Origin of the sequence: Arcanobacterium phocisimile (assembly GCF_016904675.1) — a bacterium.
Taxonomy (GTDB): Bacteria; Actinomycetota; Actinomycetes; order Actinomycetales; family Actinomycetaceae; genus Arcanobacterium; species Arcanobacterium phocisimile.
Map to the genome: position 1 here is coordinate 812,828 of NZ_CP070228.1, position 20,427 is coordinate 833,254.

Sequence of the window (20,427 nt, forward strand, 5' to 3'; positions counted from 1 at the left end):
TACAAGCATACGTAGTACATGGACGACTTCATGAAGTGCACTAGACGATCCCTTATTGTGTAAGCTGCTGACTCTTTACAAGTTTCTGATAGATTGGGGAGTTCGTCATAAGCTCGGTATGCGTCCCTTGTGCCACTATCTTCCCTTGATTCAGCACATAGATCATATCGGCACTCTTAACAGTTGATAGTCGGTGAGCAATTGCTATAACTGTCCTTTCGCCTCTGAGCGCGAAAATTGACGAGTGAACCGCTTGTTCTGTGATGGAGTCTAGGTTCGAAGTGGCCTCATCAAGCAGGATTATAGGCGCCTTTGAAAGGAACGCTCGTGCGAGTGCAAGCCGTTGTCGTTCGCCGCCAGAAAGCCCTGCACCACCTTCGCCAACTTCGTAATCTAGGTCTGGGATTTTACCATTTATGGATAGTTCTGCTGATATGAGCGCTTGGACTAAGTCATTATTGCTCGCTTCAGAATTAACAAAACTGAGATTGTCATGAATTGTTCCAGCAAATACTGGCGCTGACTGATCGACAAAGGCAAAGTTTGCTCGAATTTGATCGGGCAAAGTTCTTTCTATGTTTTGTCCGTATACAAAAGCTTCACCATGCGTAGGCAAATAAAAGCGTTCTAAGATGTTAAATATACTCGATTTTCCTGCGCCTGACTGGCCAACAAATGCAACAAATGATCCTTGAGGTATGGAAAGCGAAATGTCTTTAAGAGCCCATTGAGTCATGCTATTATCCACATCTTGTAGCTTCTCGTATGTCAAAGACACATCTTTGAATTGGATCGCGGGAGCGCACGAATCATAGTGTTCCGAGGAAATTATATCATTACCGCTATTCTCTTGAGTCCATGTACGGAATTTAGCAATACGGGAATACGCCCCGATACCTTCAGAAATTGACGCGACCACTCCTCCTAGCATTGCAGCAGGAGTGAAGACCAACATCACGTACATGATAAAAGAGGTGAGTTCTCCTACAGTAAGTAGGCCGGCAGACACTCGAATCGCCCCGAAGCCTATAACCACAAAGAGTAAAATTTGAATAGCTGATTGAGTGAATCCAGCTACTATAGCTTTTAGCTTTGCAACTTTCAGGCCACTTCGTCGAGCGGCGTCAGCGGAATTGTGAATAGTCGCAAGGAAGATGGGTTCGGCTCGAAATGCTTTAACGGTGCGAATGCCTGATAGCACGCGTGCGAAGCTTTCCGACATAAGCGCAACATTGGTCTGTACATCTTCAGCTGCGGGGCGAGTTCGTGAACCAAGAATGACACCAGATAGAAGTAATACCACTACGGCAAAAACAACAACTGTGAATAAAACCCAATCGGTGTAAAGCATCATAACAAGAGCTCCAATCAGTGTTAGAGATTGAACTATGAGTTCAACAACTCCCTGGCTAAGGATCCCTCTTAATTGTGATGTATCGGAACCAAGTGCAGATGTTAAATTCCCGGATTGGACAGATTGGACTGATGCAAGATCTGCGCCAAGAGCACGATAAGCTAAGTCATTTCTAATCCGAAATACCATTGTTTCACTTATTTTTTCAAGAACGTATTGTTCAAATGCACTCAATATGGCGACCGCTGCCAGACCCGAAATGAAAAACGACACTAGTTTCCAGTCAAGACTAGCACTCGCGCTGTTGACAATATTTCCAATGAGTGTGGGTTGGATAAGCGAAATAGTTGCAACTGTGATGCCAATAATGATGGCTAGTATCAATGCTAATAAATGAGGCTTAAGTTCAGCTGCAATCTGTTTCCAAGGGTTGTAAATGTTCTCAGCAGTCTTATCTTTTGTGTCCATCTTTATTCCCCACATACAGTTTATCGCCCAAAAAGTAAATACCCAGAAATGCCGCGATCAGTAGCGTGAAATACACAATATCAAACAGGAGTGGTAGCGAACCTTCCTGCCCGTTTGAAATCTCAGCCAGTCGAGGTGCTATTCCCCGTTCGGTAATTGCAGGAATCAACCGATAGATAGCAGGTGCTAGAAGGAGCGAATACAGAATTATGAAGCTGACACTAAAAACGCCACTTTTGAAAGCAAATCCGATGGCACATCCGAGCAGGGACAATAGCATAACTTCTGTTAACGCAATAGCTACTGACCAGCCGTCGAGTTCCTTGAAAACGCCAATGTCGAAGACTGCCAGTAACAATAGCGTACCCGCAAACCATATAATGCCTAGCAATAAATGGGTTACGAGCCCATTTACAGTGTGGGAGCGCATCATCAATTTATTAATTTCTACATCATAGTGATTCAATAAAACTCCAGCTATCCACGCACTGCAAAGCAGGACAAGACTCCCCAACATTGACAACTGGGAACTTGCCGAACCAGATACGACAGAACCATTAATCTCTGCACCCAGAACAACAAGTATTTTGAAAACTGGAACAGTCAGTAACGGAAAAACCAAAGCAGCTAAACCTGACGGCAGGGTTCGAAAAGCCGTGAAATACGTTGCTACGCCTCTCATGCTCACCGCCTACGCAAACCGGCCACAAACAGGTACACAAGAGCAGGGATGATCATCCATGCAATTAGTAACCAGAATGAGGCTACTACACTGAAAGGCCCCTGCGCTGGGTCGTAAAAGGCAAACGACTTTCCGCCAATCAATGGAAGCGCGTTGTGCAGAGGTGGAAGTAGGCGCATGAACACTCCTGCGAGTGACACCATGAATAAGCCAATTAGGATAATGATCGAGGTGAAAAGTCGTTGAGTGATAGCTGAAATAGCCAATGCGAGCGTGGTAAAGAGAAGGGAAAATACAAATACTCGCAAACATACCGCAAATGCATCCACAACCGACACCTGGGATTGCCCTGCGGGGTCGAGAAGAATTAGACAAACAGCAAAGTTAATTATCGCTGCACATAACGTGGTCAGGATTGACCATAAACCCATGCATGCAATAGTGCCAATTCTTCGCGCCATAAGACTTCCTGGAATCAAAATGGCTTCTTCGTGATCACCATGAATATATTCCAAGTTAGCCAGATACGCCACGGCAAGAGGTATGAAAATCACTGCGGATTGATACACCGGTCCAAGATACCCTTCGCTGAGTAGCGTTGCGAGAGGTTTGCTCGCCAACGAGGGATCCAACTGTTGCGATTCCAAGTCTCCAACGAGTACTGCGTTGATCACACCGATATTAATTACAGAAAATACGAGGCTGAGTATTGCAACAGGAAGCATAGCCAAATACGCCTCTGTCATACTCCAGAAACGAATGAACTCTGATTTAATTGGTTTCACAAGTCACTCCTAATTTTCGGCGTGATTTAATGTGAAGTATGCCTGCTCAAGAGACAAGTACTGCTCTTTGAGTTGGTCCCGAGAAACTTGCTCGACGATTTTCCCTTTGTGGAGAAATACGAAATCGGTTGCTAGCTGCTCGAGCTCGTTCATCAAATGGCTCGTAATGAGAATAGTCTTTCCCTCACTCGAGAACTTCGTAAGGAAATCACGAAGCCACCGGATTCCTTCCGGATCCAAGCCATTGACAGGTTCGTCCAAAACGAGTACATCAGGATCGCCGAGTAACGCACTAGCGATTCGAAGTCGCTGCTTCATTCCAAGTGAATATGCTTTAATCCGCCTACGTTCAGCACCAGCCAACCCAACATACTCAAGCTTCTCCACACATGACTGCTTGTCGATACCCTTCGCAGCAGCAATCCAACACAGTTGATCAATTGCGCGCCGAGATGGGTGTGGAATCATAGTGTCTAAGGAAACGCCGACTTCACTGTCTTTGGAGAACTCAGCGTATGGCTTTCCACCGATAATAGCTTCACCCGAAGTCGCTTTCTCCAAATTTAGGAGAATGCGTAATAGTGTCGATTTACCCGAACCATTCGGGCCTACAAGGCTAACAATTGAGCCCCTAGGGACGGTAAACGATAGTCCATCAAGCACTCGAGTGTTCCCGAATGTCTTACAGACATCTTGAAATTCAATCACGAATTCCTCCAGTTTGTAAACTAATCATAAACTTAGATAAGTCAAGTTTTTCTCCAACAGGTTGGTTATCGAATTCCACCCATGCGTGAGCAATAAAAGGATTAACTCGAAAACCAGTGCGCCAAACCAGGGGTAACGAATAGAAACGTGCAAGTAGCATCATAGCGACTGACCGTTGAAGGCACCCATTGCCAGCACAGCGCGGGCTTACGCTGTTTATCGCGTTACGAAGATGCTGAGCTTGTGCGTATGTTGCTTCCCCTTTTCGCACGGACACTCTAGTCAAGACTCGCAGTAACTGGTTCGGTTTGAGTTTTACGAGCCAGAATGCGCTGATTGTTGCCAGTTTCGTTATAAGAGTTTCCTTCACATTCAGTTTGACTCGTTCTTCCATGTAGACCGGTGAACTCACTTGCTAGCCTCCAAAATTCCCTGCTCAAGTAATGTATTCAGAATCATTGAATAGTCCATTTGGATTTGAGCTATTTCTTCTTCTGGGTAGGTTTCCGCGATATTCTTGACGTACTCTGTAAGAGTTTGACCTGCTACAAGGGAATTAACAAAATCACATGTCGCAGTGTCTAGGTGAAGATACTCTCCTGAAGAATCAAGAAGAATGATCATGCCGTCTTCGACATGATTCCAAGAGACTCCTTTAGTTTTTTTGTACATATGAATCACCTTTCTGACAGCCAAGACTCAAGTGATGCCGCGCGGATTAGAGCATCTAAACTGAAGCCGTCTGCACTAAATCCGTCTATAGTGTGCGTAACTAGTTGATTATCTAGCAGACCCATATCGCTCAGAATGGAGGAAGGCCCAAGCAGACTTCGAATTCTTGACTTTTCAGAATGAAATTCGTCGAAAGTTGCTGCTGAGTACTCTCCCTTATCATGCCGACGAAATACATCACTTGAAAGGTTTTGTGGCCAAGTGCGATAAAGTAGCGGTTTTATGGTACGCGCCATAAAACGATCCTCAATCCGGAGGGACATGGCTTGAGAAATTACTTGTGGTGAAAGGAACAGTGAAGCGAATGTGCACCTGGCAGGCATGTCCATCATGTTCAAGGCACGAAGTAGGCGGACGTGTGCAATTACGTCCTCAGCAATGCGGTGCTGTGATCTATCTGGCGCATATGGTTCAGTGAACTTTGTGGCTAGGTCATGTGAAAGCTGATTAAGGAATGGCCTAAGCGAGTCATTGCAAAATGGCGGAAGTGTCACTGCAGGAATCCAACTCGAATCATACTTATCACTGACGTTGTATTGCTCAGGGAGAATTTTTATGCCTGTTGCAAGTTCTTCATGTAAAGTACCCTCGCTACGAATAGTCTTTATGAATTGCGATATGGGGAACTTGTTAGCTTTCGCAAAACCCAGTGCATTGCGAAAACGTTGTACATATGGCGAGTGGGGGCTTCTGTAATATGACCACGCCATCGCTGAATTTGGACCAACTAATTCGTCTCCTCCATGCCCATTCAGGTGCAATGAAGCGCCGAAGCTCTCGCACATATTAGCTAAGCGCGGTGCGAGGGTGATGTAACGGAATGATTCATCAAAGCCAAATTTCATTTGGGAACTGATCGTGGATTCCGGCTGACTTAGTACATTCGAGTTTGATACATAGTCAATAGTTTTGTGGTCGCTACCGATATTTTTTGCTATGTGACGTGCCCAATCGGCATCAGATATATTAGCTATGCCGTTGTCTAAAAATACGGTTTGTAAGTACTTGGTTCTTTGAGCCATTGTGACTGCAGTATATGATGAGTCTAGCCCTCCTGAGAGGTCGCAAGAAATACGGGGAGAAAGCTGACGTAGGAAATCTGCACGCTCGGAGACTTGGTGAGAAAAAATCTCTGTTAGGTCGCTAATATGTACGTTTGCTTCAGGTGAAACTGTACAACGTTCGAAGTGAAGCGCCCCATGAACGTCACCACAAATTTTGTAGCCTGGCGGTAAACATAGCAAGTCCTGCCACATAGTGTGGGTGTCGAATGGGAATGTTTGATTTAAACCCGCAAGAAAAATCGCACAATATTCTTGTGACGGTTGGCGAATTTCCGCACCCGCCTGCTGGAGGTCAAACCAGAGCTTCGTCCTGTTTCGAGATGTTCTGTCATTTTCCATATAGTATAGAGGGTAAAATCCAAAACGATCCGCTTGAGCTGTCCAAGTTCCGTCTGAATTGATGTAGAGTATCGTTGCATCTTGACTATCGGGATGCTCACGTAAGTCGGACAATCGTGTGCATTTCAGAGCATAGTCAGCAATGGTGCTTTGACCTTGCGCGAAAATGTACCAACAATAATCTGAACCCGCGACCACCGAAAGGTAATGTCCTGGCTCAAGATAAGGAATTTCATAGATTGTCGAGTTCTTTTTATTACAACTCTGCCACTGAGGGAGACACACCTCTACGGTCGCATTTTCGCGAATGTGGAGTTTCATCAAGCGTTCACCATCAATCTTTGTAAGGTGTCTGGTAGGAAAATACTTCAGCTCTTTCCTACCAGACACCGAAGCCATTGCCTACCTTTCGAAGAATTTCTTCGAAAGGTAGGCAATAGTATCCAGCTGGACTACTTTAGAGCCAAGGCCAGTGAATAACGATAAGGGCAGAGAATCCCAGCAGATCCTTCTCGCGGGCCCTGCCTGCACCGTTAGTTACGTCTTTGAAGTTGCCAATTTTGGTGATAGTGGGTTTGCGGTACATAGTTGTCTCCTTTGAATACTAACCGGCAAACTAAATGTGACACGACACTGTGTCACATTTCGCATATTATATTAAAAGTGCAGTTTCTGCAAGAAGAATTTTGCACGATCTTATCGATCGTATACATACTTAAAGTATATCATTGGACAAATACAATATTAAGTGAGATTCGCGAAATCCTTCACCTGGGTATCGTGACTTGCGCACTAACACTTATTAAGAAGTTCTTCCATGCTCAGCCAATGAGTAGATCACTATACTGTAATCCAATTTGTGTAAAATTGGCGTGAGCCTTTGTAGCTGGACAGTTCTCATGTGAAAGGACTGTTATGGGGCGGAAGGCTAAGGATCGGCGTTTGAAGGTTTTACGCATGTATGCGAGAGGCCCTTATCTCTTTTGTCAAGCCTAGGCAGCTAGTTTGACGGGTCGGGTTTTGTAGAAAGTCTCGTCTCGGGTCATGGTGAAGATGACTGCTAGAGGTTTGTGTGCGAGTGCGATGATGGCTTGGTTATGGCGTTTTTTCAGCCAGGCGTTTCTTGTCGTAGTAGCGTCGTGAGGTCGAATCTGATCGCAGGGAGGTAAAAGCGGAGAGGAACAGGGTTTGTTTGAGGCGTTTGTTGCCCGTGTGGGACACGGTTTCAGATTTCATTGATGTTCCTGATTGACGAGTTGCGGGTGTCAGTCCGGCATACGAGGCAAGGTGTGTGGCAGAAGCAAATTATTTACCTGCTAGTTCGTCCGATGATGACAGCACTGGTCCAGATCCCAACTCCTGGCATGGAGGTGAGGACCGAGTGAAGAGGGTGGTCGCTCACCAGTGCCTCGATCTGGGTTTTTCATGGCGACTCGTTGGCGGTAGAGTTCATTGAGCGTTGTTGCAAGGTGCGCGATAACAATAGCGGCTGCGTTCGTACCGGTCACGGTCACTGTTTGTGTGGCTAGAGCGTCACGGTTTTCGTCTGCCGGAGCTTGCCAACGCCGAGCCCCGTTTTTCTTTAGTTTGGCACCAATACGAGCATGGCCAGCTTTCTTCAATTGGTCTGGTACTGGCCAGGTTTGTAGCATGGCTAGCAGTTGCTTGATGGTCTAGGCGTGGTCCGATTACGCGTTGTATACCGGGGGTGAATCTGAGTAAACAAGCCCCGGATACGGTTCCTGGTCTGGGTGATGTGTTGGGCGAGATCACCTTATCCAGTGAGCATCCCCAGCTCGGCTTCATCTTCATCAACCATGTGAAGTGGGGGATCGTGGGAGCTGCTTGAGCGATGATGAACGCATCGCGCTGGTTAGTTTTAGCTTATCCCTGGGTATAGATCCGCGATTGGTCGCATCGTCAAACTAGGTAAGTACGCGACCTGTATCCCCAATTGCTTGGGCCACTGCCACAGCCAGCGCGCCGAATTGTTGCTGACTGATCTACCACAACAAGTATTCGGCCAAGGCTGGCAAGCTCATCATAAATGTGTCGGAGTTTTTTCTTCATTATTGGGGAAGTGAATGTGAATAGGCTTGATCGCCACTACGATTAATGGCGGTTGCTCAGTGATCAGTCTTGTCCTGCGTCGATGCTAAGCCAGATATCGAAATTTGCCGGTGTCATTGCCTGTCTGGCTTTCAAGAATAAAACCAGTAGACTAGTTGTTAGCTTTAACAGGTAAACACATCCGTCTTACACCCACGCCTGCGACAGGCATCATATTCCAGTGCCACGCCCCTGATGAACAATCACGAGTGTGTCTGTCCGATCCCGGTGACAACACCCCCCGGATCATTGGAATAGACAGGGGAAAGCAACCATGCCGAGATCGTCCAGCCAACAAACCCACCATCGCGCAACTACCAGCTTCAGGGCTTATCAAAACAGTAACAGGCGTGATTAACGCCCAGTTACTGTCATTCCGACGTGTTCACCGGGGCATGAACCTTGGTCGTCAGGTTAAGGCCGTGTTGTGGTGATGTAACCTGCCTACTGAATTACCCGCCACGTTAGCACGGATCATACAAAGAGCGGTCATCGACGAACAAATCACTGAATGTATCTAGTGGTAGAACACTCAACGAATAGTAGGTGGGATGCGCACCAGTCCACTGAACTGCAGGCGAGAATAGATACTCGCTGTAACAACCAGGGATGATTCCACTGGCACGTTTTAGGCCTTGAATCCTAAATGCGAGTGTCGGTTGTTCTCAGAAAACAAATGTTTTCTGAGAACAACCGACACCTTCACTGGTGACAAGTCAGTTCTTGATCTGATACTTGTGCTTGCGCTTCTCAAATGCTTCTTTTCCACCATCCAGAATCTCGCAAGCATGCTCGCGAATGCCTGCAGATTCTAAAATAGTGTTACATGAGAGATTTTTTGATTCCGAATGCTCTAGTGGGCCAGTAATGTAATTGAAGGTTCTATTGTTCGGATTTTTCCGGTCAATGCCATGGCGATTAGCTACGATGACGTTTTCTGAATCTGCTCCGATGGCTAAGTTAGCATTATGGGTCACCATCAAAATCTGCCGTTCGCGCTTACGTGCTTGAATATATGGAACAATTGCTTCATATATTGAACGACTGTCGAGGTCGTCTTCTGGCTGGTCTATCAGAAGTGGCCACGGGCTTTGGTTTTCATTCATAATGAGTGTTAGTGCGAATAGTGCCTGCTTGCCAGGTGTCATTGACGAACGAGAAAAACCACCAATTGTGTCACTGTCCAGAGCTGCTGTAAAGCGGACGGAAGGAGCTGTAGATAGAATCTTTTGACCGAGCTCTGTTTCACCTGTTGTGCCTTTGGGGACTAACTTCCCTTTTTGGATCATATTGAGAAGCGATATGGGCTCATCTTGACACTTCTTAATGTTAATACCGTCTTCAGGAGAACTGAAATCGTTCTTTTTGCGACGATTAACAAGTTCAGAGATGCGCGCAACTTCTTCTGGGCTGAAATCAGTCTCGATACCAAACTCAAGAGCGTCCAGGCTACGACGTTTCGAATTAAAATTTTGCTCAAAATCGGACAGAAGCTTCTTCCGTTGTTCAAGACTTTCTCTGATATCTTCTTCTAAGTTCTTTTGAGTAGTGTGAAGTTGTTTTCTAGCGGAATCGAGTTTTTTAAGTTTTTCTAGCTTATCGACTTGTGCGCGCTTTTTTGCATTTAGTTCTCCCAGTAAGGCATTCGATTCTTGCTTTTTCAAGAGTGATTCATTGTCGTTACGGAGTTGTTTCAGCTTAGATATGTTATTCTTGCGGCAAGTAGCTGTGGAGTGTGCCTGGTCTAATATTAGCTGTTCGATCTTGGCTCGCAGTATGGTCATCATGCTGGAAATTTCATTTTTGACGCTTTCTTGTAGTGTCAGAGGGAGATTTGCAACAGGGGGATTAGTTTCGATTGTTACCGACAATGCGTTATCGATAATTTTTGGGTCATCATTGTCTTCAGTAAACAAACAGTACTTTTTGAAGGTATCTAAAATGTCAGTGTCTGTGGCTATTTGCTTATCTAATGAGCTAAGCTCCTCCAGTAGCGCGTCTAGGCGATCTTGGTCAACTGCTGAAAGCGTGCTTTCTTGCAGTTTAGAGGTTATTTCATCGTTGATTTTTTGAATTTCAGCATTGATAGCATTCTGATCGCCGACGTCTTTAATGTCGTCAGCGTTACTAATAATTTCATCTTGGTTATAAAACCATTTCTCAATCTGAGTTTTCAGTTTTTCATTAGTGTCAGTGAGACCGCTTTCTAAAAGGTCGTGTGCGTTTTTAAGTTCAGGATCTATTCTGAACAAGATGGGGCGGATTTTATCGGTAATTTTCTGCGGATTTTCACTCAATCGATACAAAGAGCTTTGAGGAATATAAATGACTTTTCCCTTGTGTATGGTTCCATTTGCTTCGGATTTATCGGAAGTCTCTCCATTGGCCCAGTGGACGACGCACCCTACGCTAGCCTCTGGAGAATTCCATGATATTCCAGCAGCGGGACCGTTTGTAGTCTCTGAAAGCAGTTGTTCAGTCACTTCTGGATCGATGGCATGTGAAATATATGCTAAAAGTGAAGACTTGCCAGATGACCGACTACCGATGATCGAGTTAAGGTTTGGGTTGAAATCGATTCTTTCAGGAAAAGACTTTTGATCGTGGAATGTTACATGTGAAATAACTTGATAGGACGGTTTGCTGTCAGGTTTGATATCTTGTAGTCGTACGCGCTCGGCTGGTTCGATTAGTGCTTGTTGAAGTCCTGCAAAACTCAGGTCTGCTTTGATCCAAGTAGTAATTTTATCATTATCAGAGCCAGAGATCGACCTTCCAGTCCATCGTTCTAGATCTTCAAAGTTGTGAGCGTCACTTCCGGAGAATACTGGTTTGGCAGCGGAAATTTGATTCTTGTCTTCATACCGGTCGCTACGCAAAAAATGTTCGGAACTTTTTGAATTTCCAAAAAAGGCATCACTGAACTTATCTACTTCATCTGAGAGCTGCGCTTTACGCATATTGCCAGTTTGAGCGCGGATGCCGTTTCCGTTTATGGGCGAGCAATAGATCACGCGGTCGGTATGATTAGGTTTTGGGCCGAAAGTTCGTTCAAATGCTTCTTGAATAGAACCGCGGGTCACTGTGACAGATTCAAAATCGGTAGCGCTAAGTTCCGAACAGTTCTTTTTGCGTCCATTGTGGTCGGTAGTTTCAGTTCTTAAGTTGTGTAGAAAGTCCCGAAGTTCCTTAGGGGTGACAGTGTTGCTAAAGATTAAGTGATAATCTATTTGCTCTGATTTTTTGTTTACACTTTCTGCGAGGCGGAGCTCGACATTAATGAGTAATAACTTAGGGGACTGTGGGTACTTTTTTCTGAAATATTCGATGAAGCGGATTTGAGTTTCGGCAGAGAAATAGTCTGTTAGCCCGAAAGCTTGAACATCGGATTCTTCCAAAATACGTGCAAAAATCTCGAAACATTCTTCTTCGGAATTACACTGTGAGCGGTAGCCGTTATTTAACTTAGTGAAGGGTACATGTACGTGTAAGTCCCACTTATTCCATTCTGACCCGCGCGCATTTCTGAGTATAATTACCTCGATTCTTTTATGTGAAGGGATTAACAGCGGCAATGTATCTGATATTAGTTATTATGTTAATAAATGACTAATGTCTTAATAAGCTTAAACTATATATCCATTGTTAGCATCCATGTTCTTTTCTGATTAAAATCGGCAACTATTGATAAAAGATACGAGATTAAGTGACTTGTGCTATAAAATGGTCCGGTCTTTCTCTCTAGGTGTTTACCCTGATTTCTTTTGGCATTGATAGCTGGTGCTACTACCAATATTAGATTTCAACTTCTTGTGACGTGCGGTAGTTCAGGGCCTGGCGGAGGCGCTTGGTATTCCACCGTTCACCCATTCGAATGTAGCTACCTCAACCTCGAGAATATCAGCTTACCAGCGGGTGTTGGTGATATCGTTCTTGTGGGGCTGTTGACGTTTCCTGCCAACGGGTTGTCGTAGCTATTATCGACGCTGGTGGCGGTTTCTATATTCTCAGCATCAACATGTACTGGTGGTCGATCACGGATACATGGCGATATTGGTGTCCACTATGATGATCAAGATCCGTTGTTGAGGGGGCGTTCCAGATGGCTTATAGCCGTAATGCTTCGGTGGTAATTGAGTCTGATAGTGTCCGCCAGGTGTTGTAGATAGAAGGGGAACGCGTTGGGTGTGAAGGTTGCATAGACAATGCCTTCCGTGATTGTACGGAGGGGATGTTAGGGACTCGCAATCGATTTGGAGCCTTGGCTATGAAATGGCATAGGTCTACACCCGAGGCGAGAATCGATACTCTCGACTTTGTGTGCGGTGATCAGATATTCCCTATCTTGGTACTTACGCCAGTGAGGCTCATGAGCCTGCGGGTTTGCTCCCCGTCAGCGGTCAGTCGATGGTGGGGTAAAGCGAGCCAAAGTCTACGTTTTACCTGCCCGATAGACGCCCTGGTTCTCGGCCTGTGTCTCAAGAATGATCGCGACCAGCTCAATGTCTATGGGGGCACGTTTCGAGGGGGCGTCGTTTCGCGCCCAGCTAGCCTCATGAAGAAAGGAAGCTTTCCCAAAGTTCATTGTTGTATGTCGAGCAGATGAACCTGACTGTGAAACGATCACGGCACTTGCCGGTGAAAACGTCATTTCGGGAGTTGGATGCCGAGCTCCATGATGAAAGGCGCATTCAAAAACTCGTTCGTGTTACGTAGTTCTCGGTTTTCCGGGGCATCCGCGTGTTCTGAGCGGTCACGTCTTTCGCAGTGCATGCAACCTGTCCTACCTCTCGAATCGATATCCCCTCTAGTCAAGAATTTGATGTTTGATCAACTTGACAAGCGATTTCTTCACTTCCTGGCCAAAATACTTGCGACTGACCAAATAATGCTTTTTAATAAAATAGAAGAAAACCGCTATTTTTTGAACCGGGCTTAAGTTAACGTGCGCAGACGCGTACAAAATCAAACCCTGGGACGGCGCGGACATAAAAACGATCCCTTATATCCGATCCGGCGTCTGTTAACTTTGGGTAATGAAAAACTATCCCCACCAGCCTGCCAGCGTATACAAAGCATGCTCGCCCTGGGTGACCCGGATGCTGAAGTAGCTATCACCTACCGAATAAAAGAACGCTTACGCCAGTTCTATCAACAAACCCGCCCTGACAATGCAACCATCATGCTCGAAGAACTCATACAAACATGCACCAGCCCTGCAATGCCCGATGAAGTAAACCAGCTAGGACGCACCCTCAAACGATGGCAACCCCAAATCCTGGCCTACCACCACGCCCGTCTATCTAACTCCATCACCGAAGCAATGAACAACCTCATCAAACGTATCAAACGCATCGGATTCGGATTCACCAACTTCGAAAACTACCGCACCCACGCACTACTCTACGCCAGCAAACCCAACTGGCGACTCCTCAACACAATCTTCCCCTAACCCCGCTAAAATGCGAAGAGCCGGTTTATCTGCCGCACGTGGAGGTAGTAGAAAGTGGCTGGTGATATCACCAGCCACTTTCTACATCTTTAGTTACACGTTACATCTGATCAAACGGTACGAAGTCGGCGAACAAAGCTGTTGCGTCGGCGTTCTCACCGGAGTCATGATCCTTCTTAGGTTGAGCAAAGGCCTGGGCGAGCTGAGCAAGCTCAGTGCCCGTCTTAGCGATACGACGCTCCAGCGTCGCACCACCGCGACCATCAGAGTCTTTTGCTGCTACACCGAAGTCCTCAGTTGCTGCATAGACGGCAGTAGGGGCGATGATAGCGTGCAGATAGGTAAACAGTGGACGAACAGCATGTTCGGTGACCAAGGAGTGACGCGGTGTTCCACCAGTGACACCAATAGCCAGCGGTTTACCCTTCAGTGTGTCTTCGGGAAGCACATCAAAGAATAACTTGAACAGTCCAGAATACGACGCATTGTAGGCTGGCGTTACCGCGATGACAGCATCTGCTCGGGCTAGATCGTTAAACGCTAACTCAAGCTCTGGTGATGGAAAACCTGTCAAAGCAGCATTTGTAATCGCGGCTGCAAAACTGCGCAACTCAATCACAGAAAATGTTGCATCCTTTGCTGCGTTCACAGTTGCGTGTGCAAGTTTCCGTCCGAGTGTACTTGTTGCAGATGACTCTGACAACGACGCCGAGACGACAACAATCTTCACAGCGCTCACCTTCTTACTTGTTCAGGTTGATGAGGTTGTCTGCATGACGAACCGCAGCCTCGTCGTCTGCCTGCTGTTCGTAGAACGAACCGCCGGTGACGTCGTCGACAAGTGCGCGACCTTCGTTGTCAAGCTTGATTGGACCACGGGCTGCAACGCGAGCAGCGTGCGTTGGCGCATCAGGAACACCAGGCTTACGCATAGCGTCAAACTCTTTACGAAGCACTGGAACGATTTCGCCGAGGTAGTCGATCTGCTCATGAACCTTAGCTAGTGGCAAACCAGCGTGGTCGATGAGGAAGAGCTGACGCTGGTAGTCACCAACGTGCTCACGGAAACCGAGGGTACGATCGATAACTTCTTGTGGCGAACCAACGGTGAGTGGAGTCTGGGAGGTAAATTCTTCCATCGTCGGGCCGTGGCCGTAAACCGGTGCGTTGTCGAAGTATGGACGGAATTCGCGCTTAGCAGTCTGCGAATCCTTCGCCATGTAGAACTGGCCGCCCAAGCCAACGATGGCCTGTTCTGCGGTGCCGTGACCGTAGTGTGCGTAGCGCTGGCGGTAAAGCTGGATCATGCGCTTGGTGTGGCTCATTGGCCAGAAGATGTTGTTATGGAAGAAACCATCGCCGTAGTATGCGGCGAGTTCTGCGATTTCTGGGGAGCGGATCGAACCGTGCCAGACGAATGGTGCAACATCGTCGAGTGGACGTGGGGTAGAGGTGAAGCCGCGCAACGGGGTGCGGAACTTACCTTCCCAGTTAACTTCGTAGTTGTCCCACAGTTGGCGAAGCAAACTGTAGTTTTCTACAGCGAGCGGAATGCCTTGACGAATGTCTTGACCGAACCAAGGGTAGACCGGGCCGGTGTTTCCGCGGCCCATCATCAAATCCAAACGGCCATCAGCAAGATGCTGGAGCATGGCATAATCTTCGGCAATCTTCACTGGGTCATTCGTGGTGATCAACGTGGTTGCCGTAGAAAGAGTGATCTTCTTCGTTGAGGCTGCAATGTAGCCCAAAAGAGTGGTCGGAGACGAAGAGAAGAATGGTGGGTTGTGGTGCTCACCGATGGCGTAGACGTCGAGTCCGGCATCTTCTACGTGCTGAGCGATCTCTACTGAGGCCTTGATGCGTTCATGCTCAGTGGGAGTCTTGCCATTTGTGGGATCAGTTGTAATATCAGAGACGGAAAATACGCCGAACTGCATAGTCATAGTAAATAGCCTTTCAGGAAACAGATAGACAACAGGTGAGGCACCTGATCAGGCGCCCCACCGGCGTCGTTATCGAAGTTGAGAAGTTGCGAACTCAGGCTTCCTTGACCAAAGCGAGTTCGAGCTCGAGCTTGATCTTGTCAGAAACCATAACGCCGCCTGCTTCGAGAGCGCCGTTCCAGGTGATGCCGAAGTCCTTGCGGGAGATGTCGGTTGCACCTTCGAAACCAATGCGAAGCTTGCCTTCGTGATCGGTAATTGCGCCACCGAATTCGAATGGAATGGTGATGGACTTGGTGGTTCCACGAATGGTGAAGTCGCCAGTAATTTCAACTGTTTCCTCGTCGACTACCTTGATATCGGTAGAGCGGAAGGTAATGGTTGGGTAGGTGTCTGAACCGAAGAAATCATCGGAGCGGAGATGATTATCGCGCATCTCGTTGCCGGTGTTGATGGAATCAGCCTTGATAGTGACGTCAACGACGCCGTTTTCTGGTGCCGAGGCGTCGCCTTCTGCGTAGCCTTCGAACTCGCCGAAGTTACCGCGAACCTTGGTGACCATAGCGTGGCGTGCTACGAAGCCGAGGCGGGAGTGTGCTGCGTCGATGATGAACTTACCGTTGAGGTCTTTGAGAGCGGTCATTGTTTTCTCCTTAGGTGAGAATGTAATCGTTTCTTAGCTCGGAAGTGTTCTCCCGAACCGACAAGAATTAGTTTAATAGAAAACAGTTTAAATGTCAACTAATAATGAAAATTGCTATTTCCCGTTGGTAGAGCAATAGAAAATAGTTTCCATGAGAGTGTTGAAAGTGCTCTTGACAATTTCTAGACTACGACGTGTGGGCTATAAAAGGGTAGTTTCGCGACATTATCAGCGTTGAGCGCAATGGGGCTGAGCGGGGAGGGGCCTATCCTAGCAATACCTGTTTACGAAACGTGATTATGGTTGCGTGGTGGATAGTGACCAATACAACACTTGTCAATGGAGGTAAAAATGGCGAAGATCGTTGTACTTGGCGCTGGCGTTTCGGGGCACACTGCCGCGCTCCATCTCAAACGTCTTGTGGGAAAGAAACACACAATTCATGTTGTCACCCCTAATTCCCATTGGAATTGGATCCCGTCCAATATTTGGGTAGGCACTGGCGATATGCCAAAATCCAAAGTTGTGTTCCCCCTTGCCAAGGTATATCAGAAACAAAAAATCGAACTCACCCAGGCGCGAGCAACGGAGCTACACCCTGACGGAGCTGGAGATGACAGTAGGCCCTACGTCGTCGTTGAACATACCTCAGCACAACGTCGTGGGCAGCGAGAAGAAATCTATTACGATTACGTCATCAACGCCACCGGACTCAAACTCAACTTTAGCGCCACCGAAGGGCTTGGTCCAGAAGCAGGTAACACAGTCTCGGTATGTACTGCCAGTCACGCAGATCACGCAGCAAAGGAGCTTGCGAAAGTCATTGACAAAATGCGTGCCGGACAACGCCAAACTCTCGTTATCGGAACTGGGCACGGCACATGTACTACGGCAAGCGACACGAACTCCGGTACGATTTTGCTATGTTGCTTCCGCCATTTGGTGGTGCAGGGCTCAAAGCTTACGGGCGAAACGGCGAAGATATAACCGATGAGCTCTTTATGCCCAACGGTTTTATGAAAGTCGACGCAGACTACACTAAGAAACTATATGAAGAATGGCAAGCAACAGATTGGCCGTCAACCTACGAAGTGCCCGGATACGACAACATCTTTGCTATTGGAATCGCATTTGCGCCCCCGCATCAACTCTCCCGTCCACGTACTACGCCAAACGGTACCGTCATTGCCCCGGCGCCGCCGCGAACCGGAATGCCATCGGGAGCTATGGGTAAAGCGGTTGCTATCACCATTTCAAAACGATTGAAGAACCCGAATGCTCCGGCAGAGCATGCTTCAATGGCAGACATGGGTGCCGCATGTGTCGCCTCGGCTGGAACCGGGCTATTTAAAGGAACAGCAGCGGCGATGACTCAACGTCCTATCGTGCCAAACTTCGATCGTTACCCAACCGGCCGCGATCTCAAACACACCAAAGGTGAGATCGGTTTGCATGGGCATTGGGTGAAACTCATGCTCCACTATTTATTCATCTACAAAGCTAAAGCTAAATTCGGCTGGCCACTGATTCCGGAGTGATAGAAATGAATGAAACACCAGATAAGAGCCTCTCGGCACAACCAATACACGATGTCTCCAAAGCGCCACTGCCAAATAAAAAGGTCTTAAACTTCCGTAAAAGTGTGTTCCGCCAGCTACCACGATTTGCGGCGTTTAACCTACGAATCATGGGAATGGTCATCAAGGGGCACAGGCCCGACTAATCAAGTATGAGACAACTGGCAGAGCTACGAAAACGTTTCGTAGCTCTGCCATCTTTTATATCCTTCGCACTATAGGATAATGTGGAGTTATGTCGATCACTGTTGCAGATGTTATGTCCGTTATGGAAGATGCGTTTCCGGTACGCCTCGCCGAAGAATGGGATCGGGTTGGCCTTGTTGCCGGTGATCCGCAGGCTAAAGTCTCAAAAATCGGATTCGCTGTAGATCCGTGTGAAGCCACAGTTACCGAAGCCCTTGAACGTGGTGCAGACATGCTCATCACTCACCATCCGCTCTACTTACGAGGCACCTCCACGGTAGCTGCGACGACGGCGAAAGGTTCGTGGGTTCACAAGCTGATCAAAAACGATATTGCGCTTTATGCCGCACACACCAACGCTGACGCAGCACCAACCGGATCTGCTGTCGCGCTTGGCAGTCTCTTGCAGTTAGAAAACATGCGCCCACTGTCACCTAACCCTAACCAGCCAAAATTAGGGATTGGACGGGTGGGAGAACTTCCAATGACGATGTCAGTCTACGAATTAGCTCAGCGTCTCCATGGGTTACTCCCACACACCGAACCGGGAGTTTTAGTCGGGGGAGACCCTGAAAAAATTGTGCGCACCGTCGCTCTCTCGCCAGGATCTGGCGATTCCTTCCTGCACACCGCAAACGAAGCGGGTGCAGACGTCTATATTTGTGCCGATCTGCGCCACCATCCAGCAACCGATCATTTATGGGGCGGAGGATGCGCACTTATCGGCCTGACCCACTTCGCTTCCGAATGGCCAGTACTCCCAGCGATGGAACGCGCAATCACCGTCAAGCGCGACGTCGAGACCTATATATCCACCCTCGTCACCGACCCGTGGACGCTACGGCTTTGACCCATACTCCAAAGGAACACACTATGTACCAAGCATCCCGCGCCGACCAGCTCGCACTCCTCGATGTCGTCGAACTAGACTCCCTTATCGCCCGGCTCAATCGTGACAATATTCGTCACCCGTTGCGCGAAGAAGTAGGGCAAATCATGAATCTTATCGCAGCCGTTGGGCGAGAAATTGTCGAAGTCGAAGAAGCCCTCGTCGCGCGACAATCTGCTCTTGAAAAAGCGAGTGAACTAAGTGATCGTGCCCGCGCCGTCGTCGTCGAAAAAGAAAATCGGTTGAATGCCGGAACTGGAATGGACTCACGCCAACTACTCACGCTTCAAAGCGAGGTAGAAACCAACCGTGCCCAGCTCGACGAACACGAGAGTCATGAATACGAAATCCTAGAAAACATCGAAACTCTTGAAGCGCAGTTAAACGATGCGCGCGAGCGACAAACCAACCTCAACGCCCAACTCGTTGATAAACGTGCCACGTTAGAAGCCGATGTGGACGATATCGAACGTCAACGAAACGACGTCCAGATTCGTCGAGACTCTATCTACGGGCCACTTGCCCAACCACTCAAGCGCGCCTACGAACATGCAGTGGCCAATGGAGGATTGACAGTGATCGCGCTACACTCCAACGGAACCACTAGCGGCGGAGTAGAGCTTTCGCCGATTGAAGTGAGCCAAATCCGGCAAGCAGATCCCGATACTTTCCATATCAGCGACGACTACGGCTGTATCGTCATCCGCGATCCAGATTTTCCACTAGCGTAAGGGTGCGCGTCTTTCCTGGCGGATCAAGTTCGACGCCGGTGATCACCCCATCGTCGACCAACGTATGCGCAAACTCGGCGAGTTCTTCAGCGTCGTCAACAACAGTCGCAGAACGAATAAGTGCCCCAGCAAGCAAGCCACGGTAATGCTTGGCGTTATGCGATACGACTTTACGTTCGCCGTTCTTGATCCGGACCGCGTTAATGAGTACATGCTCGGCCTCGCGCGGCGGATCCCACACCCGGTAGGCACCAGAACGCGCATCAATCACCAGCTCTTGCCCTGCAAACTCGGTATTTTTCAATGCCTGCTTCCATAACGTTTTTGTGTTTCCCGCATCAGGTAGCGCAGAGCCCATAGCGAGCCGGTAGGCCGGAATCAGATCAGAAGGGCGAGTGAGCCCGAAAAGACCAGAAAAAATCAGAATATGGTTATCGGCGCGTGTCATATCGTCGGCTGTGGCGCTCGCGAAGTCTAACGCATGGAACAGAACACCGGTATAAATCTCTGATGCTCGAGCGCAGGGTAAATCCCACAGGGCGCTTTGCCGGCGAACCTCATGTTCGAGCCGGTTGCCAACTTTTAAAATCTTTAGCGCATCATCGCGTTGTGATACGGCTATCAACTCGTTGATGAGTTGGCGACGAGTGTCAGAAAACTGCGGGAAGCTCAAGGATTGCAGGTCTAAAGACGGACCGCTAGTGGGCTGTGTTTTGCCCTCGGAGGGCGGTAATAGAATAAGCACGTACCCAGTTTAAGCAA

At 47.9% G+C, this 20,427-nt stretch carries 19 protein-coding genes and 1 pseudogene; 5 read left to right on the top strand and 15 right to left on the bottom strand.

Annotated features, from left to right (window positions below):
• Positions 1-52: 52 nt before the first annotated feature.
• The 11 genes and pseudogenes from JTE88_RS03615 to JTE88_RS03665 all read right to left on the bottom strand — a co-directional run bounded on the left by JTE88_RS03615 (position 53) and on the right by JTE88_RS03665 (position 12,892).
• The gene (locus JTE88_RS03615; RefSeq protein WP_204425455.1) at positions 53-1,822 is read right to left on the bottom strand and encodes an ABC transporter ATP-binding protein; all 1,770 of its coding nucleotides are present in this window, start codon (positions 1,820-1,822) and stop codon (positions 53-55) included.
• Positions 1,806-2,504 (bottom strand): hypothetical protein, encoded by a 699-nt coding sequence (locus JTE88_RS03620; protein WP_204425456.1) that lies wholly within the window; start codon positions 2,502-2,504, stop codon positions 1,806-1,808. Before JTE88_RS03620 ends, JTE88_RS03615 begins: the two co-directional genes overlap by 17 nt.
• A gap of 2 nt (positions 2,505-2,506) precedes the next feature.
• Entirely contained in the window at positions 2,507-3,289 is a 783-nt protein-coding gene (locus tag JTE88_RS03625) for a hypothetical protein (protein WP_204425457.1), read from the bottom strand.
• 9 nt (positions 3,290-3,298) lie between these two features.
• Positions 3,299-3,997 (bottom strand): ABC transporter ATP-binding protein, encoded by a 699-nt coding sequence (locus JTE88_RS03630; RefSeq protein WP_204425459.1) that lies wholly within the window; start codon positions 3,995-3,997, stop codon positions 3,299-3,301.
• Positions 3,990-4,391 (bottom strand): lasso peptide biosynthesis B2 protein, encoded by a 402-nt coding sequence (locus JTE88_RS09255; protein WP_420826940.1) that lies wholly within the window; start codon positions 4,389-4,391, stop codon positions 3,990-3,992. The genes JTE88_RS03630 and JTE88_RS09255 overlap by 8 nt, the downstream gene beginning before the upstream one ends.
• A 14-nt stretch (positions 4,392-4,405) precedes the next feature.
• Positions 4,406-4,669, bottom strand: coding sequence for a hypothetical protein (locus JTE88_RS03640; protein ID WP_204425461.1), 264 nt, complete (start codon positions 4,667-4,669; stop codon positions 4,406-4,408).
• Positions 4,670-4,674: 5 nt separating this feature from the next.
• Positions 4,675-6,531 carry an asparagine synthase-related protein gene (locus tag JTE88_RS03645; protein WP_204425463.1) on the bottom strand — a complete coding sequence of 619 codons (1,857 nt, stop codon included), beginning with the start codon at positions 6,529-6,531 and terminating at the stop codon, positions 4,675-4,677.
• Between the two features lie 58 nt (positions 6,532-6,589).
• Positions 6,590-6,718, bottom strand: coding sequence for a lasso RiPP family leader peptide-containing protein (locus JTE88_RS03650; protein ID WP_204425465.1), 129 nt, complete (start codon positions 6,716-6,718; stop codon positions 6,590-6,592).
• 406 nt (positions 6,719-7,124) lie between these two features.
• A pseudogene (locus tag JTE88_RS03655) lies at positions 7,125-8,319 on the bottom strand (IS110 family RNA-guided transposase).
• A 638-nt stretch (positions 8,320-8,957) separates the two neighbouring features.
• The gene (locus JTE88_RS03660) at positions 8,958-11,816 is read right to left on the bottom strand and encodes a TrlF family AAA-like ATPase (protein WP_338021084.1); all 2,859 of its coding nucleotides are present in this window, start codon (positions 11,814-11,816) and stop codon (positions 8,958-8,960) included.
• Positions 11,817-12,673: 857 nt separating this feature from the next.
• Complete coding sequence (locus JTE88_RS03665; protein ID WP_204425468.1) at positions 12,674-12,892, bottom strand: hypothetical protein; 219 nt, start codon at positions 12,890-12,892, stop codon at positions 12,674-12,676.
• Between the two features lie 294 nt (positions 12,893-13,186).
• Here JTE88_RS03665 and JTE88_RS03670 point away from each other — a divergent pair, with 294 nt between their 5' ends.
• Positions 13,187-13,693: a transposase gene (locus JTE88_RS03670; protein WP_204425469.1), complete on the top strand. Its 507-nt coding sequence runs from the start codon at positions 13,187-13,189 to the stop codon at positions 13,691-13,693.
• Between the two features lie 100 nt (positions 13,694-13,793).
• Here JTE88_RS03670 and JTE88_RS03675 read toward each other — a convergent pair whose 3' ends face one another.
• From JTE88_RS03675 to JTE88_RS03685, 3 genes are all read right to left on the bottom strand, one after another.
• Entirely contained in the window at positions 13,794-14,423 is a 630-nt protein-coding gene (locus JTE88_RS03675; protein WP_204425470.1) for a CE1759 family FMN reductase, read from the bottom strand.
• Between the two features lie 13 nt (positions 14,424-14,436).
• Positions 14,437-15,639 carry an LLM class flavin-dependent oxidoreductase gene (locus JTE88_RS03680; protein ID WP_239519565.1) on the bottom strand — a complete coding sequence of 401 codons (1,203 nt, stop codon included), beginning with the start codon at positions 15,637-15,639 and terminating at the stop codon, positions 14,437-14,439.
• A gap of 94 nt (positions 15,640-15,733) precedes the next feature.
• Positions 15,734-16,282, bottom strand: a complete 549-nt coding sequence (locus tag JTE88_RS03685) for a YceI family protein (protein WP_204425471.1) — start codon at positions 16,280-16,282, stop codon at positions 15,734-15,736.
• A gap of 351 nt (positions 16,283-16,633) precedes the next feature.
• On the opposite strand from JTE88_RS03685, the gene JTE88_RS09070 reads away from it, so the two are divergent.
• The 4 genes from JTE88_RS09070 to JTE88_RS03700 all read left to right on the top strand — a co-directional run bounded on the left by JTE88_RS09070 (position 16,634) and on the right by JTE88_RS03700 (position 19,665).
• Positions 16,634-17,269 carry an FAD-dependent oxidoreductase gene (locus JTE88_RS09070; protein WP_239519566.1) on the top strand — a complete coding sequence of 212 codons (636 nt, stop codon included), beginning with the start codon at positions 16,634-16,636 and terminating at the stop codon, positions 17,267-17,269.
• A 14-nt stretch (positions 17,270-17,283) separates the two neighbouring features.
• Positions 17,284-17,820: an NAD(P)/FAD-dependent oxidoreductase gene (locus JTE88_RS09075; protein ID WP_239519567.1), complete on the top strand. Its 537-nt coding sequence runs from the start codon at positions 17,284-17,286 to the stop codon at positions 17,818-17,820.
• Between the two features lie 274 nt (positions 17,821-18,094).
• Entirely contained in the window at positions 18,095-18,895 is an 801-nt protein-coding gene (locus tag JTE88_RS03695) for a Nif3-like dinuclear metal center hexameric protein (RefSeq protein ID WP_204425472.1), read from the top strand.
• 23 nt (positions 18,896-18,918) lie between these two features.
• Positions 18,919-19,665, top strand: coding sequence for a zinc ribbon domain-containing protein (locus JTE88_RS03700; RefSeq protein ID WP_204425473.1), 747 nt, complete (start codon positions 18,919-18,921; stop codon positions 19,663-19,665).
• Here JTE88_RS03700 and JTE88_RS03705 read toward each other — a convergent pair.
• Positions 19,634-20,410, bottom strand: coding sequence for a YaaA family protein (locus tag JTE88_RS03705; protein ID WP_204425475.1), 777 nt, complete (start codon positions 20,408-20,410; stop codon positions 19,634-19,636). The genes JTE88_RS03700 and JTE88_RS03705 overlap by 32 nt on opposite strands.
• Positions 20,411-20,427 lie beyond the last annotated feature (17 nt).

Coding starts and splice junctions, on each gene's coding strand:
- JTE88_RS03695 (WP_204425472.1), top strand. CDS start 18,095: ATGTCGATCACTGTTGCAGATGTTATGTCCGTTATGGAAGATGCGTTT.
- JTE88_RS03665 (WP_204425468.1), bottom strand. CDS start 12,892: ATGACGTTTTCACCGGCAAGTGCCGTGATCGTTTCACAGTCAGGTTCA.
- JTE88_RS09255 (WP_420826940.1), bottom strand. CDS start 4,391: ATGGAAGAACGAGTCAAACTGAATGTGAAGGAAACTCTTATAACGAAA.
- JTE88_RS03700 (WP_204425473.1), top strand. CDS start 18,919: ATGTACCAAGCATCCCGCGCCGACCAGCTCGCACTCCTCGATGTCGTC.
- JTE88_RS09075 (WP_239519567.1), top strand. CDS start 17,284: ATGCCCAACGGTTTTATGAAAGTCGACGCAGACTACACTAAGAAACTA.
- JTE88_RS03680 (WP_239519565.1), bottom strand. CDS start 15,639: ATGACTATGCAGTTCGGCGTATTTTCCGTCTCTGATATTACAACTGAT.
- JTE88_RS03650 (WP_204425465.1), bottom strand. CDS start 6,718: ATGTACCGCAAACCCACTATCACCAAAATTGGCAACTTCAAAGACGTA.
- JTE88_RS03620 (WP_204425456.1), bottom strand. CDS start 2,504: ATGAGAGGCGTAGCAACGTATTTCACGGCTTTTCGAACCCTGCCGTCA.
- JTE88_RS03685 (WP_204425471.1), bottom strand. CDS start 16,282: ATGACCGCTCTCAAAGACCTCAACGGTAAGTTCATCATCGACGCAGCA.
- JTE88_RS03615 (WP_204425455.1), bottom strand. CDS start 1,822: ATGGACACAAAAGATAAGACTGCTGAGAACATTTACAACCCTTGGAAA.
- JTE88_RS03645 (WP_204425463.1), bottom strand. CDS start 6,531: ATGGCTTCGGTGTCTGGTAGGAAAGAGCTGAAGTATTTTCCTACCAGA.
- JTE88_RS03640 (WP_204425461.1), bottom strand. CDS start 4,669: ATGTACAAAAAAACTAAAGGAGTCTCTTGGAATCATGTCGAAGACGGC.
- JTE88_RS09070 (WP_239519566.1), top strand. CDS start 16,634: ATGGCGAAGATCGTTGTACTTGGCGCTGGCGTTTCGGGGCACACTGCC.